Origin of the sequence: Rhodococcus sp. PAE-6, from assembly GCF_025290685.1 — a bacterium.
In the GTDB taxonomy this organism is placed as follows: Bacteria; Actinomycetota; Actinomycetes; order Mycobacteriales; family Mycobacteriaceae; genus Rhodococcus; species Rhodococcus pyridinivorans.
Genome location: NZ_JAOCLZ010000006.1, coordinates 111,768 through 126,228, shown reverse-complemented (window position 1 = coordinate 126,228; position 14,461 = coordinate 111,768). Strand labels below are relative to the sequence as shown.

Here is a 14,461-nt window from a genome sequence, read left to right as displayed (position 1 = left end):
TCAACCCCTCCGTCCGGGATGATCCGCGAGTTCCTCGTCGGTGTAGTACTTCCCGAGTTCGTCGATGTCGAACAGCTCCAGCAGGTCGGGACGCATCGGTTGCTGCCGTTCGGTGGTGACCGTCACGTCGGGGACGAACGGGTCGCCGCCGTCCAGGCGACAGGCGAGCAGGGTGCGACGCCATTCGGGGTCCATCGACGGATGGTCGTCGCGGGTATGTCCTCCGCGGCTCTCGGTGCGCTGCAACGCGGCCCGCGCGACGCACTCGCACACGAGGAGCATGTTCCGCAGGTCCAGGGCGAGATGCCAGCCCGGGTTGAACTGACGGTGTCCCTCCACCGCGACGTTGCGGATCCGTGTGCGCAGGGTGTCGAGTTCGCGCAGGGCACGTTCGATCTCGTCCGCGCGCCGGATGATGCCCACGAGATCCTGCATGACCTGCTGCAGGTCGGTGTGCAGGGTGTACGGGTTCTCGGCGCGATCGGTGTCGGCCGGATCGAAGGGCGAGAGCGCCGCACGGGCGGCGGCGTCGATGTCGGCGTCGCCGACGATCGGCCGCGAGGTGAGGCTCTGCACGTAGTCGGCGGCGCCGAGACCTGCCCGGCGACCGAAGACCAGCAGATCGGACAGCGAATTCCCGCCCAGCCGGTTCGATCCGTGCATGCCACCGGAACATTCCCCGGCGGCGAACAGCCCCGGGACTGCCGCAGCGGCGGTGTCGGGGTCGACCTCGATGCCGCCCATCACGTAGTGGCAGGTCGGGCCGACCTCCATGGCCTCGGCGGTGATGTCGACGTCGGCGAGTTCCTTGAACTGGTGATGCATCGACGGCAGGCGGCGCATGATCTCGTCAGCCGGCATCCGCGAGGCGATGTCGAGGAAGACTCCGCCGTGCGGAGTCCCCCGGCCGTCCTTGACCTCGGAGTTGATGGCGCGGGCGACCTCGTCGCGCGGGAGCAGGTCGGGCGTGCGGCGATTGTTCTCCTGGTCCTCGTACCAGCGGTCGGCCTCCTCCTCTGTCTCCGCGTACTGGCCTTTGAACACCGGCGGGATATAGGAGAACATGAACCGCTCCCCCTCGGAGTTCTTCAGCACTCCGCCGTCGCCTCGCACACCCTCGGTGACGAGGATGCCCTTCACGCTCGGCGGCCAGATCATCCCTGTCGGGTGGAACTGGACGAACTCCATGTTGATCAGGGTGGCGCCGGCACGCAGGGCGAGGGCGTGACCGTCGCCCGTGTACTCCCACGAGTTCGACGTGACCTTCCACGACTTGCCGATACCACCGGTGGCGATGACGACCGCGGGCGCCTCGAACAACACGAAACGCCCGGTCTCGCGCCAGTATCCGAACGCACCGGCGATGCGTCCCTCGTCGTCCTTCAGCAGTTCGGTGATGGTGCATTCGGCGAAGACCCGCACCCGGGCCTCGTAGTCGCCGTGCTCGGCGTGGTCCTCCTGCTGCAGCGACACGATCTTCTGCTGCATCGTGCGGATGAGTTCGAGTCCGGTGCGGTCGCCGACGTGGGCGAGTCGCGGATAGGTGTGGCCGCCGAAGTTGCGCTGGCTGATCCGTCCGTCGGGGGTGCGGTCGAACAGCGCTCCGTAGGTCTCCAGCTCCCACACGCGGTCGGGGGCCTCACGGGCGTGCAGTTCGGCCATCCGCCAGTTGTTGAGGAACTTGCCGCCGCGCATCGTGTCCTGGAAGTGCACCTGCCAGGAGTCGCGGGGGTTGGCATTGCCCATCGCGGCGGCACATCCGCCCTCGGCCATCACGGTGTGGGCCTTGCCGAACAGCGACTTGCACACCACGGCGACGGAGAAGCCGCGTTGCCGCGCCTCGATCACCGCGCGTAGCCCGGCGCCGCCTGCTCCGATCACGACGACGTCGACCTTGTGCCGTTCGACATCCACCATCCGTGTTCCCCCTCCTCCGGTGCGGCCGGTGTCGTGCCGTGCGCGTCAGCCGATGAACCGCAGATCGGCGATGGTGTCGCTCGCCACGAGCATGATGTAGAAGTCCGTGAGGATCAGGGTTCCCAGCGTGATCCACGCGAACTGCATGTGCCTGGTGTTGAGTTTCGAGACGAACGTCCAGATCCGGTAGCGCACGGGGTGTTTCGAGAAGTGCCGCAGCCTACCTCCGGTGACGTGCCGGCAAGAGTGGCATGACAACGTGTAGCCCCAGAGCAGCACGACGTTGATCAGCAGGATCAGGTTGCCGAGTCCGATGCCGAACCCGCTCGGACCGCGGAAGGACAGGACGACGTCGTAGGTGTTGATCAGCGACACCACGAAGCCGGCGTAGAAGAAGTAGCGGTGCGAGTTCTGCAGGATCAGCGGGAACCGCGTCTCCCCGGTGTAGTGCCGGTGCGGTTCGGCGACCGCACACGCGGGCGGCGACAACCAGAACGATCGGTAGTAGGCCTTGCGGTAGTAGTAGCAGGTCAGCCGGAAGCCGAGGAGGAACGGCAACGACAGGAAGGCGAGCGGGATCCACATCGGGAGTTCGCCGACCCACGTGCCGAAATGGCGGGCGCCGTCCACGCAGGACGCGCTCACGCACGGCGAATAGAACGGCGTGAGGTAGTGGTAGTCCTCGACGTAGTAGGCGCTGCGCACGAACGAACGGATCGTCGCGTACACCACGAACACACCGAGACCGAGGACGGTGAGTGCGGGTGTCTGCCACCAGCGGTCGGTCCGCAGCGTCCGCGCGGTGATCCGTGCGCGGCCCTCGGATCGGACGCCGGTGGCCGGCTCACCGCGCGCCGCCGGCGTCGCCTCGGAGGTGCTCACCGCGAGCCGTGCAGCCCGCCGAGACCTTCGTCGTCCGTATCCGTTCCGCGGAACAACGAGTCGTCGTACGGCGTATCGGGAATCGGGATGCGTTGACCGAGGCTGTTGACGACCTCGCGCGGAGGATGTTCGGCGAAGTCGCGTATGTCGATGTCGAGACGTTCGACGTCGTTCGACAGCCTCTTCACCGGGGCTGCGTCCCCGTAGCGCGATCGTAGGGATCCGAGGCATTGGCGCAGGTGGGCGGCGGTGCGCTGAAGTTCCTGCAATTCGCTGATGGACATCCGTACCTCCGGGCCGAGCGGTCGACATGTCCCTTCCGTAGCGGGTATCGGCATGTCGCGCCGGCCGACACGATGGGAACAGGCCAGTTGCAATGTGGCATCCATCACAGTACAGCGGAAGATCCGCCCGCACGCCGTTTCGTCGGGAGCGGCAGATCCGACCACCGAGAGGCACGGGTGGCGAAGACGCGGGCGTCGAGAGCGCCGCTGCCGGCCGGGATCCTGCCCACGATGGGGACGCCGGTGACGTCGGGGAGGTCGTCGAGGTTGCACTGCTCCGCCAGATCCGGTGCAGCAGGCCAGGATCCGACGATGACCCCCGGACATTCGATCCCCGCCGAGCGGAGCGCGGCCACGGTGAGCGCGGTGTGGTTGAGCGTGCCCAGTCCCGCGGCGGCGACGATCACCGCCGGCGCTCCGAGCGCGGCCGCGACGTCGGCGAGGGTGAAACCGCCCGCGCCGAGCCGGACGAGCAGACCTCCCGCCCCCTCGACCAGGGTGAGGTCGTACTCGGTGTCGAGAATCCGGACGGTGTCGACGATCTCCTCGAGGGTGAGCATCGGGCGTCCGCTGCGCCGCGCGGCGGTATCCGGTGCGAGCGGATCGGGATACCGCGCGAGTTCGACGAGCCGGACACGGTCCCCGGCCAGTCGCCGGATCTCCTGCAGGTCGCCCGACCCGTCGTCCGTCACGCCCGTCTGGGCGGGTTTGCACACCGCGACCCGCAGTCCCGCGGCCACGGCGTTCGCGGCGAGTGCCGCGGTCGCGACGGTCTTGCCCACATCGGTCGACGTGCCGGTGACGACGAGGATGCTCACGCCCGGGCTCCCGCGAGGACGTCGGTGAGCACCTCGTCGACGAGGGCGCGTTCGTCGTCGGTGAGGTTCGCGCGTGCCGTCAGGCGCAGCCGCGAGGTACCGGCCGGAACCGAGGGCGGCCGGAAGCAGCCGACGTGCACGCCGCGGTCGCGGCACCGCGCCGCGGCGTCGGCGGCGACGCGCGGGTCGCCGAGGATCACCGACACCACGGCGGACGGCGGCGCCTCGACGCCCGTGAGACGAGCCAAGCACGCGGCCTGCTCGAGCACGGCAGCGGCACGTGCGGGTTCGGCGCGCAGCACCTTCAGCGCACCCCGGGCGGCACCGACGGCGGCCGGGGCGAGTCCGGTGTCGAAGATGAAGGTGCGCGCGGTGTCCACGAGATGTTCCCGCACACGCCCGTCGGCGAGGACGGCTCCGCCCTGGGAGGCAAGGGATTTCGACAGCGTCGCGGTGACGACCACATCGGGCTCGCCGGCGAGGCCCACTTCGTGGACGAGTCCGCGGCCCCCCGCGCCGCGGACTCCTACCCCGTGGGCCTCGTCGACGAGGAGCAACGCGCCGTGCGCTCGGCAGACGCGATGCAGTTCCCGCAGCGGCGCGAGGTCGCCGTCGGTGCTGAACACCGAGTCGGTCAGGACGAGCGCGCGGGCCTCGGTGCGGGTCGCGAGGGCGTGCGCGACCGCGTCGACGTCGTTGTGCGGGGTGACGACGATCCTCGAGCGGGACAGCCGGCACGCATCGACGAGCGAGGCGTGACCACCGGCGTCGGAGACGATCAGTGCGTCCTTGCCACCGAGGGCGGCGACGGCACCGAGGTTCGCGGCGTATCCGCTCGAGAACACCAGGCCGCTGTCGGCCCCGACGAAGTCGGCGAGTTCGCGTTCGAGGAGTTCGTGTTCGGCGGTGGTGCCGGTGACCAGCCGCGATCCGGTGGCGCCGGCTCCCCATCGCCGCAGGGCAGCGGTCGCTCCCGCGAGGACCTCGGGATGGCGGGTCAGGCCGAGATAGTCGTTGGAGGCGAGGTCGACGACGGTCGTGCCGGGGGTTCGGACGACGGGGTCGCGGTGCAGGCCCGCTGCGCGTCGCGCCGCTGCGGTGTCGTCGAGCCACGCCAGGGCGGGATGTGCGGTCATGAGCGGTGACCATACTTGAACACCGTTCAAGTCGTCACGTCGGTCGGCTCGGGTCGTAGGCTCGGACGGTCCGGCAGACCCCGACGAACGGCATGGGAGGTGGTCGTCCACATCGAATCCCGGGACGGAACGACGATCGGATTCCGCAAGCTCGGGCAGGGTCCGGGTCTCGTCGTCGTGCACAGCAGCATCGCGACCGGGGACGAATGGTCGCGTATGGCATCCGCCCTGGCGGACCGCTTCACCGTCCATCTCGTGGACCGGCGCGGGCGCGGCCTCAGCGGCGACGCCGACGCGTACTCGATCGATACCGAGATCGCCGACATCGCCGCGGTCCTCGACGCCGCCGGACCGGACGCCTCGCTCGTCGGGCACTCCTACATCGACGGTCACGGGCCGGACGTCACGAGGTACGCCTCGGTCACGACCCCGACCCTCCTCCTGCCGGGCTCGCGGACCGCACAGCACCACCTCGTGGCCACCGAAGCCCTGCGCGTCATGCCCGGCACCCGGCTGGTCGAGTTCGCGGGGCACGAGTACTTCGCGCAGGTCACCACCCCGACGCCGGTGGCCGACGCGATCGCGGGGTTCCTCACCGCCGTCCGCTGACCCCTTCGGTCACCGGGCATTCGCGCCGACGGCGGCGATCATCCCCGAGGTGATCGCCGCGAGATCGTCGGCCGAGCAGATGTAGGGCGGCATCGCGTAGACGAGATTGCGGAACGGCCGCAGCCACACCCCGGCCGCCACGGCGGCGTCGGTCGTCGCGCGCATGTCCACCGGATCGGTGAGTTCGATCACGCCGATGCCTCCGAGGACGCGGACGTCCGCGACCCCCGGCAACTCGCGTGCCGGCGCGAGTCCCTCCGTCAGTCCCGCGTTCACCGCCGCCACCTCGGCCCGCCAGTCGCGGGAGAGCAGCAGTTCGACCGCCGCGACGGCGACGGCGCACGCGAGCGGGTTGCCCATGAAGGTCGGGCCGTGCATCACACCGCCACCCTCCCCCGCGCTGATCGCTTCGGCGACGGCCCGCGTGCACAATGTCGCCGCGAGGGTCATGTATCCGCCGGTGAGTGCCTTGCCCACGCACATCACGTCCGGGCTCACTTGCGCGTGGTCGGCGGCGAAGAGTTCGCCTGTGCGCCCGAAACCGGTCGCGATCTCGTCGAAGATCAGTACCAGTCCGTGCTCGTCGCACATCCTGCGCAGCTCGCGCAGATACCGCGGGTCGTGGAAGCGCATGCCGCCGGCGCCCTGGACGACCGGTTCGACCACGATCGCGGCGAGCTCGTCGACGTGCTCGAGCAGGATCGCCTCGAAGTGCGCGACGTAGTCGGGATCGAAACGGGCCGGTGGGGCGGGGGTGAAGACCTGCCGCGCGAGCATGTCGGTCCACAGTGCGTGCATGCCGCCCTCCGGATCGCACACGCTCATCGGGGCGAAGGTGTCGCCGTGGTAGCCGCCGCGCCAGGTGAGCAGGCGACGCCGTCCCGGCCTGCCGACGGCACGCTGGTACTGCACCGCCATCTTCACGGCCACCTCCACCGACACCGAGCCCGAGTCGGCGAGGAAGACGGTGTCGAGACCGGCGGGGGTGATGTCGACGAGCAGTTCCGCGAGCCGCGCGGCGGGCTCGTGGGTGAGGCCGCCGAACATCACGTGGCTCATCCGGTCGAGCTGATCGCGGACGGCCGCGTCGAGCACGGGATGCCCGTATCCGTGCACCGCGGCCCACCACGAACTCATGCCGTCGACCAGCTCACGACCGTCGGCGAGGACGATCCGGGTACCGTGGGCACGGTCGACCACCAACGATTCGGTGGTCGCCGGAAACGCGCCGTAGGGGTGCCAGAGGTGCCGAGCGTCGAGGGTGCGGATCCGCTCGACCGGGAGAGGAGAGTTGCCCACGCCCAAACTGTAGGCGGTTGGAGGTCGCCGCCCGCAGCCGCGTAGTCTGCCCGAGTTGCCGTGAACGACGCTCACGGCAATCGGCCGGTGCGTTCGTCGCCCGGTTCGCAGCACAGCCGCACACGTAAGACACCGGGGGTATCCGTCACATGTCCGTCCACACCTCGGGACCGGAACTCGAGAGTGGCGCGCGGACAGCAGGCAGGCGCCCCGCGCGTCGTGCCGACATCGACGGATTGCGCGGTCTCGCGATCGCGCTCGTGGTGATCTTCCACGTCTGGTTCGGTCGCGTCTCCGGTGGTGTCGACGTCTTCCTGGCGCTCTCCGGCTTCTTCTTCGTGGGCACGCTCCTGAGGACCGCCGACTCCTCGGCCCCGCTCGATCCGCGTCCCGTCCTGCGGCGGATCGGCCGGCGTCTGCTGCCTCCGCTCGTCGTTGTGCTCACCGCTGTCGCGGCCGCCACGGTGGTGCTGCGGCCGTTCACGCAGTGGCTCGAGGTGGCCGACCAGACCGGGGCGTCGCTGCTGTTCTTCCAGAACTGGTATCTCGCCCGCACGGCGAGCGACTATCTGGCCGCGGATCCGATGGTCAGCCCGCTCCAGCACCTGTGGTCGATCGCCGTGCAGGGCCAGTTCTACATCGCGGCGCTCGTGGTGGTGTTCGGCTTCGCGTGGCTATTGCGGCGGATGTCGGTGCCTGTCCGCCTGCCCCTGACGGTGCTGCTGGCCGCCCTCACCGCGGCGTCGCTGGCGTACGCGGTGCTCGCCGACCGGCCGCAGTCGTGGATGTACTACGACAGCGCCGCCCGTGCCTGGGAGCTGACTCTCGGCGGACTGCTGATGTGCCTGTCGCCGTGGCTGCGGGTTCCGCGCGCGCTGCGGATCGTGCTCGGTGCGCTCGGACTCGCGGTGCTGCTCGCGTGCGGCTTCGTCCTCGACGGCAACTCCCTCTTCCCCGGGCCGTGGGCGCTCGTCCCCGTCGGTGCGGCCATGGCGCTCGTCGTCGCGGGTATCCGCTCCGGCTCCGGCTCCGGCCCTGACTCCGGCTCCGGCTCCGAGCACGACACGCCGTCGGCGCGACTGCTGGCATCCGCGCCCATGGTGCGCCTCGGGGCGATCGCCTACGCGCTGTACCTGTGGCACTGGCCGATCCTCATCGGTTACCTGATCGTGCTCGGGCACCCGTCGGTCGGCCTGGTGGGCGGGCTCATCGTGATCGCCCTGTCGCTGCTGCTCGCAGAGGCGTCGACCCGGTGGTTCGAGGACCCCATCCGCCGCGTCGAACCCCCTCGGCCGTCCCGCACCGCGCTCGTGGGTCTCGTGACGGTCCTGGCCGTCACCCTCGTCGGGGCCGCGAACCTCTGGCACACCCACGTCGACCGTTCGACGGAGGCCCTCGAGGGCGTCGCCGCCCTGCCGACGGAGCTGTACCCCGGCGCTGCGGTGTTCGATCCCGCCGTCTCCACCGAGCCGCAACCGGTGCAACCGCCGCTGCTCGTCGCCCATCGCGACCTGCCTCCCGCGACGCTCGACAACTGCATCGCCCAGCACACCAATCGCGCACCGTTGACCTGTACCTACGGCGACCCGCTCGCGACCCGCCGCATGGTGATCGTCGGGGGGTCGCACTCGGAGCACTGGCTCGCTGCGCTCGACGCGCTCGGCATCGAACACGGTTTCCGCCTCGACACCTATCTCAAGGTCGGGTGCCCGCTCTCCGATCCCCTCGCCCCGCTCGTCGAGGAGTCCCCGACGGTCGAGTGCGACACATGGTCGACCGCCGTGCTCGCCGAACTGCGCGCGGATCCGCCCGACTACGTGTTCACCACGTCGACGCGCACCAAGGACCAGGGCGAAGGGCCGGGCGACTTCGTTCCGTTCTGGTACGTCGATCTGTGGGAGACGCTCGCCGACTACGGCATCCCGGTGGTGGCGATCCGCGACAACCCGTGGCTGTTCCGCGGCGATCTCGCCTATCGGGCCGCCGACTGCCTTGCGGGGGGCGGCACCGCGGAGACGTGCGGGGTGCCGCGCGAGGAGGCGCTGGACCCGATCGACCCGGCCGTCGCCGCATCCGCGCACCTGCCCACCGTGTCGCTGCTCGACCTGTCCGACAAGTTCTGCCGGCAGGATCTGTGCCGGGCGGTGGAGGGAAACATCCTCATCTATCGTGACGAGAACCACCTCACCACGACCTACGTCCGGACGCTGACGCCCGAGCTCGGACGACAACTCGGTCCCGCCACCGGCTGGTGGTGACGCGCTCACCCGGTGCCGGGACCGCCGGAAGACTACTGTTGGCGGGCATGGAGACCACCGAAGCGAGCGCCAGCGACGAGATGCCCGAGCCCCTGGAAGTGTGGCCGGGATCCCCCTATCCCCTCGGCGCGACCTACGACGGGGCGGGCACGAACTTTGCACTGTTCTCCGAGATCGCCGAGAAGGTCGAGCTGTGCCTGATCTCCCGTGACGGGACCGAGACCCGCATCCCGCTCGAGGAGGTGGACGGTTACGTCTGGCACGCCTACCTTCCGACGGTCTCCCCCGGCCAGCGTTACGGCTACCGCGTGCACGGTCCGTTCGATCCGGAGAACGGTCACCGGTGCGATCCGAGCAAGCTGCTCCTCGACCCGTACGGGAAGGCGTTCGACGGGTCGTTCGACGGCGACCCGTCGCTGTTCTCGTACCCGCTGCCCGGTGCCGAGCCCGTGGCCGACAGCGCCTCGGACGAGAGCACGGACGACACCGAGGACACCGACACCGAGGACACCGAGGACACCGACACCGGCGACGCCGTGTCCACCGACGACGCCGAGCCCGAGGCGATCGCGACGGGGCAGACCTCCGACGCCGCCGCAGAGCTTCCCGGCCTGGATTCGCTGGGCCACACCATGACGACCGTGGTGATCAACCCGTTCTTCGATTGGGCGACGGATCGTCATCCCCGCCGCCCCTACAACGAGACGGTCATCTACGAGGCCCACGTCAAAGGCATGACGGCCACGCATCCGGACGTCCCCGAACACATGCGGGGCACCTACGCCGGTCTCGCGCACCCGGCGATCATCGACCATCTCCTCGATCTCGGCGTCACCGCGATCGAACTGATGCCCGTGCACCAGTTCATGCACGACCAGGTGCTGCTCGACCAGGGGCTGCGGAACTACTGGGGGTACAACACCTTCGGGTTCTTCGCGCCGCACGCCGAGTACTCGTCGTCGACCAAGCCGAGCGCCGTGGTCGCCGAGTTCAAGGCGATGGTGCGGGCCTTCCACGAGGCGGGCATCGAGGTGATCCTCGACGTGGTCTACAACCACACCGCCGAGGGGAACCATCTCGGTCCCACCATCTGCTTCCGCGGCATCGACAACGCCGCCTACTACCGCCTCGTCGACGACGACAAGGCCTACTACATGGACTACACGGGAACGGGCAACAGCCTCAACGCCCGTCACCCGCACACCCTGCAGCTGATCATGGACTCGCTGCGCTACTGGGTGACCGAGATGCACGTCGACGGCTTCCGGTTCGATCTCGCGTCGACCCTGGCGCGCGAGCTGCACGACGTCGACCGGCTGTCGGCCTTCTTCGATCTCGTCCAGCAGGATCCGGTGGTCTCGCAGGTCAAGCTCATCGCCGAGCCGTGGGATATCGGTGAGGGCGGTTACCAGGTGGGCAACTTCCCCGGTCAGTGGACGGAGTGGAACGGCAAGTACCGCGACACGGTCCGCGACTACTGGCGCGGCGAACCGTCCACCCTCGGCGAGTTCGCGTCGCGCCTGACCGGCTCGTCGGATCTGTACGAGGACACCGGCCGCCGTCCCGGCGCGTCGGTCAACTTCGTCACCGCCCACGACGGGTTCACCCTTGCGGATCTGGTGTCGTACAACGAGAAACACAACGATGCCAACGGCGAGGGCAATCGCGACGGTGAGTCGCACAACCGGTCGTGGAACTGCGGTGTGGAAGGCCCCACGGACGATCCCGAGGTCCTCGCGCTGCGCGGGCGCCAGCAGCGCAACATGCTCGCGACGCTGATCCTGTCGCAGGGCACGCCGATGCTCGCCCACGGCGACGAGTTCGGTCGCACCCAGCAGGGCAACAACAACGTGTACTGCCAGGACAACGAACTCTCGTGGGTGGACTGGTCGCTCGCCGAGTCCAACGCCGACCTGGTCGCGTTCACCCGCAACGTGATCGCGCTGCGCACCGACCACCCTGTCTTCCGGCGTCGCAGGTTCTTCGAGGGCCGGCCCATCCGCAGCGGTGATCAGTCCCGCGACATCGCGTGGCTCACACCGGCCGGCGACGAGATGATGCCAGAGGACTGGGACAGCGGTTTCGGCAAGTCGCTCGCGGTCTTCCTCAACGGCGAGGGCATCCCCGAACCCGATCAGCGGGGGCAGCGCGTCGTCGACGACTCGTTCCTGATGTGCTTCAACGCCCATCACGAACCGATCGAGTTCGTCACCCCCGACGGCCCGCACGCCGAGGAATGGACGGTCGCGCTCGACACCGACGTTCCCGACGGTCTGCGCGAGGAGACGGTCGTCGCCGGTAAGCCGGTCCGGGTGCAGGCACGCTCGGTTCTGGTGCTCCGGAAGACCCGGTGACCCCCGGCGATACGGAGTCGGCAGGTGTGAACGGCGCCGGCGCGGGGAATACTGCGCCGGTGTTGTCCACCTACCGACTCCAGATGCGCGGCGACGAGTGCACCTTCGCCGACGCCGTCGCCCTGCTCGACTACCTCGACGCCCTGGGTGTCTCGCACGTCTACCTCTCCCCCGTCCTCAGCGCGACGATCGGGTCCACCCACGGATACGACGTGGTCGATCCCGGCACGGTCTCCGAGTCGCTCGGGGGACGCGAGGGTCTGGAACGGTTGTCGCGGGAGGCACGCGCACGGGGCATGGGGCTGGTCGTCGACATCGTCCCCAACCATGTCGGGGTGGCCGACCCACGTCAGAACGCGTGGTGGTGGGACGTCCTGAAGCACGGCTCCGGATCGCGCTACGCGTCGTTCTTCGATCTCGACCTCGCTGGTGACAACGGTGTGGACGGTCGGATCGCTCTGCCGGTGCTCGGATCGGACGACGCGGTGCAGGAGCTGACCGTCGACCGCTCCGGCGACGAGCCGATGCTCGCCTACTACGACAAGCGATTCCCGATCGCTCCCGGGACCGACGAGGGCACCGGTGAGGAGGTCCACGCGCGGCAGGCCTACCGGCTCGTGGCGTGGAACTCGGGGTTGATCGGATACCGCCGCTTCTTCACCGTCGACGATCTCGCCGCGGTGCGGGTGGAGGATCCCGCGGTGTTCGACGCGACGCACGAGCAGGTCGCCTCGTGGATCGCCGACGATCTGGTCGACGGGATCCGCGTCGACCATCCGGACGGTCTCGCCGATCCGTCCGGTTATCTCGCGCGCTTGCGCGAGGTGATCGGCCCCGAGCGGTGGCTCGTGATCGAGAAGATCCTCGGCGATGCCGAACCGCTGGATGCGACGCTGCCGGTGGACGGCACCACCGGCTACGACGCACTCGGCGAACTGTCGACGGTGTTCGTCGATCCGTCCGGCGAGTCGGAGCTGAACGCCCTGTCGCGCAGGTTCACCGGCGCCGAAGGCGACGCGCCGTGGCTGCACGCCCGCGAACACGACCTCAAACGATCGGTGCTCGGCAGCGGGCTCGCGCCGGAGGTGCGCCGCCTCGTGCGGGCGATCCGACGCGAGACCGGCGACACCGGCTGCGATGACGCGGCGCTGCGCGAGGCCGTGATGGCCGTCGCCGCACAGCTTCCCGTCTACCGCGCCGACTACGCGCCGCTCGCGACCCTGGTGCCGCGTATCGTCGGCGACCTCGCGCGGACGCAACCCGCGCTCGATCCTGCGCTCGCGGTGTTCGCCCGGGCGATGGCCCTCGGCGGTGAGGCCGCGTCCCGCTTCGGCCAGGTGTGCGGTGCCGCGACGGCCAAGGCGGTCGAGGACTGCCTGTTCTATCGGGCGGCGCGGCTGATCTCGCTGCAGGAGGTGGGCGGGCAACCCGGCCGTTTCTCGGCCACCCCGGCCGAGTTCCACCTCGCGTGGACCCAGCGGGCACGGCACTGGCCGCGGGCGATGACCACCCTGTCGACCCACGACACCAAACGCAGCGAGGACGTCCGGGCGCGGATCGGTGTGCTCTCGCAGGTCGCCGACGTGTGGTCCCGTCGGCTCGGGCAGTGGAACGAGTCGGCGCCCGCACCGGATCCGGCGATCGGACTGTTCCTGTGGCAGACCCTGTTCGGAGTCTGGCCGCTCGACGGAGTGGTGACCGACGAGCTGCGCGAACGGGTACATGCGTACGCGCAGAAGGCGCTGCGCGAGAACGGAACCCGCACCACGTGGACCGAGGTCGACGAGGAATTCGAGACCGCGGTGGGCAACTGGCTGGACACGGTGATCGACGGACCGGTCGCGGGTGAGCTCACCGCTTTCGTGACCGAGGTCGAACCGCACGTCGCGGCCGTCTCGTGCGGCCAGAAACTGTTGCAACTGCTCGGCCCCGGCGTCCCCGACGTCTATCAGGGCACCGAACTGTGGGACGACTCGCTCGTCGATCCGGACAACCGGCGGCCGGTGGAGTTCGACGTCCGACGGCGGCTGCTCGACGCCCCTGATTCGGCGCCGGCGAAGTTCACGATCGTGCGCACCGCGCTCCGGTTGCGCCGCGAACGACCCGCGAGCTTCGTCGGCGGGGCGTACGTTCCGGTCCTCGCCACCGGCCCGGCCGCCGAGCACCTGCTCGCGTTCGGCCGCGGTCCGGCGCCGGACGACCTCGATGTCCTCGCGGTGGCCTCCCGCCGCACCGTGGCGCTGTCGCGTTCGGGGTGGAAGGACACGACCGTCGACCTGCCGGACGGCGACTGGTCGGATGCCCTGACCGGACGCTCCTTCACCGGTCGGGTGCGGGTCGCCGATCTGCTCGACTCCCAGCCGGTCGCAGCACTCGTCCGCGCGCGTTAGTCCTCGAGCGCGTCGAGCGCTTCCTCCGCGTCGAGCCGGCGCTGGGTGCGTCGCCGACTCCAGGCGAGAACCAGTCCTGCGAGGACGATGACGACCGCCGCGCCGACGACCCGCCCCGCCCAGGTCGCGGCGTCGTTCTCGAAAGGATGGCTCTCGTAACGCAGGCGGAGGAAGATGCCGGCGACGCCGACGAGATAGAGCGCGGCGGCGGCGGCACTGCGGGGTCGCCACAGTTTCGCGGTGGCGTACAGGTCGACGTCGCGTTGCCGCGCGTACAACTGGGTCACGATCGACACGACGAACCAGGCCACGAGGATGCCCAGTGCCGTCCACGCCCCGGGCCGGCCGGCGAGCCACGGGAGCAGCGCCGCCGCCACCAGCGCGATCCACAGGGACAACTGGAATCCCACCGCCGATGCTTCGTTCCAGACGTCTCGCTGACGTTCGTCGCGGTAGAATTCGTCGTCCAGATCGCCGATGAAGCGCGCGGTTTTCACGAAGACCGTCATGAGGG

11 protein-coding genes are annotated in these 14,461 nt (G+C 69.5%); 4 read left to right on the top strand and 7 right to left on the bottom strand.

The features are described 5' to 3' along the window. The 5 genes from NVV99_RS14245 to NVV99_RS14225 form a co-directional block, all read right to left on the bottom strand. Positions 1 to 1,917, bottom strand: coding sequence for a fumarate reductase/succinate dehydrogenase flavoprotein subunit (locus tag NVV99_RS14245; RefSeq protein WP_024101239.1), 1,917 nt, complete (start codon positions 1,915 to 1,917; stop codon positions 1 to 3). A gap of 45 nt (positions 1,918 to 1,962) precedes the next feature. Then, positions 1,963 to 2,799: a hypothetical protein gene (locus NVV99_RS14240; RefSeq protein ID WP_006554103.1), complete on the bottom strand. Its 837-nt coding sequence runs from the start codon at positions 2,797 to 2,799 to the stop codon at positions 1,963 to 1,965. After that, a complete protein-coding gene (locus NVV99_RS14235; RefSeq protein ID WP_024101240.1) occupies positions 2,796 to 3,083 on the bottom strand; it encodes a hypothetical protein in 288 nt (95 codons plus the stop codon). Before NVV99_RS14235 ends, NVV99_RS14240 begins: the two co-directional genes overlap by 4 nt. A gap of 104 nt (positions 3,084 to 3,187) precedes the next feature. Beyond that, positions 3,188 to 3,901: a dethiobiotin synthase gene (gene bioD / locus NVV99_RS14230; protein ID WP_024101241.1), complete on the bottom strand. Its 714-nt coding sequence runs from the start codon at positions 3,899 to 3,901 to the stop codon at positions 3,188 to 3,190. Next, entirely contained in the window at positions 3,898 to 5,037 is a 1,140-nt protein-coding gene (locus NVV99_RS14225; protein WP_024101242.1) for an 8-amino-7-oxononanoate synthase, read from the bottom strand. The genes bioD and NVV99_RS14225 overlap by 4 nt, the downstream gene beginning before the upstream one ends. Before the next feature lie 99 nt (positions 5,038 to 5,136). Between NVV99_RS14225 and NVV99_RS14220 the strand changes: the two genes are divergently transcribed. After that, positions 5,137 to 5,646, top strand: a complete 510-nt coding sequence (locus NVV99_RS14220) for an alpha/beta fold hydrolase (RefSeq protein WP_024101243.1) — start codon at positions 5,137 to 5,139, stop codon at positions 5,644 to 5,646. A 9-nt stretch (positions 5,647 to 5,655) separates the two neighbouring features. Here NVV99_RS14220 and NVV99_RS14215 read toward each other — a convergent pair whose 3' ends face one another. Beyond that, the gene (locus tag NVV99_RS14215) at positions 5,656 to 6,945 is read right to left on the bottom strand and encodes an adenosylmethionine--8-amino-7-oxononanoate transaminase (RefSeq protein WP_024101244.1); all 1,290 of its coding nucleotides are present in this window, start codon (positions 6,943 to 6,945) and stop codon (positions 5,656 to 5,658) included. A 149-nt stretch (positions 6,946 to 7,094) separates the two neighbouring features. Here NVV99_RS14215 and NVV99_RS14210 point away from each other — a divergent pair, with 149 nt between their 5' ends. Genes NVV99_RS14210 through treY form a run of 3 tightly spaced genes read left to right on the top strand, consistent with a single transcriptional unit; the run spans position 7,095 to position 13,947 of the window. Beyond that, positions 7,095 to 9,203 carry an acyltransferase family protein gene (locus NVV99_RS14210; protein ID WP_024101245.1) on the top strand — a complete coding sequence of 703 codons (2,109 nt, stop codon included), beginning with the start codon at positions 7,095 to 7,097 and terminating at the stop codon, positions 9,201 to 9,203. A 47-nt stretch (positions 9,204 to 9,250) separates the two neighbouring features. Continuing rightward, complete coding sequence (gene glgX / locus NVV99_RS14205; RefSeq protein WP_024101246.1) at positions 9,251 to 11,557, top strand: glycogen debranching protein GlgX; 2,307 nt, start codon at positions 9,251 to 9,253, stop codon at positions 11,555 to 11,557. Beyond that, on the top strand, positions 11,554 to 13,947 hold the full coding sequence (gene treY, locus NVV99_RS14200) for a malto-oligosyltrehalose synthase (protein ID WP_024101247.1): 2,394 nt from the start codon (positions 11,554 to 11,556) through the stop codon (positions 13,945 to 13,947). The genes glgX and treY overlap by 4 nt, the downstream gene beginning before the upstream one ends. On the opposite strand, the gene NVV99_RS14195 is transcribed toward treY, so the two are convergent. Beyond that, positions 13,944 to 14,456, bottom strand: a complete 513-nt coding sequence (locus tag NVV99_RS14195) for a DUF2029 domain-containing protein (RefSeq protein WP_006554110.1) — start codon at positions 14,454 to 14,456, stop codon at positions 13,944 to 13,946. The two genes, treY and NVV99_RS14195, sit on opposite strands and share 4 nt — an antisense overlap. Between the last annotated feature and the right edge of the window lie 5 nt (positions 14,457 to 14,461).

What these genes read in the sequence shown, in the direction of transcription:
- NVV99_RS14235 (WP_024101240.1), bottom strand. Translation starts at nt 3,083, where the DNA reads ATGTCCATCAGCGAATTGCAGGAACTTCAGCGCACCGCCGCCCACCTG.
- glgX (WP_024101246.1), top strand. Translation starts at nt 9,251, where the DNA reads ATGGAGACCACCGAAGCGAGCGCCAGCGACGAGATGCCCGAGCCCCTG.
- NVV99_RS14210 (WP_024101245.1), top strand. Translation starts at nt 7,095, where the DNA reads ATGTCCGTCCACACCTCGGGACCGGAACTCGAGAGTGGCGCGCGGACA.
- NVV99_RS14245 (WP_024101239.1), bottom strand. Translation starts at nt 1,917, where the DNA reads ATGGTGGATGTCGAACGGCACAAGGTCGACGTCGTCGTGATCGGAGCA.
- NVV99_RS14225 (WP_024101242.1), bottom strand. Translation starts at nt 5,037, where the DNA reads ATGACCGCACATCCCGCCCTGGCGTGGCTCGACGACACCGCAGCGGCG.
- NVV99_RS14195 (WP_006554110.1), bottom strand. Translation starts at nt 14,456, where the DNA reads ATGACGGTCTTCGTGAAAACCGCGCGCTTCATCGGCGATCTGGACGAC.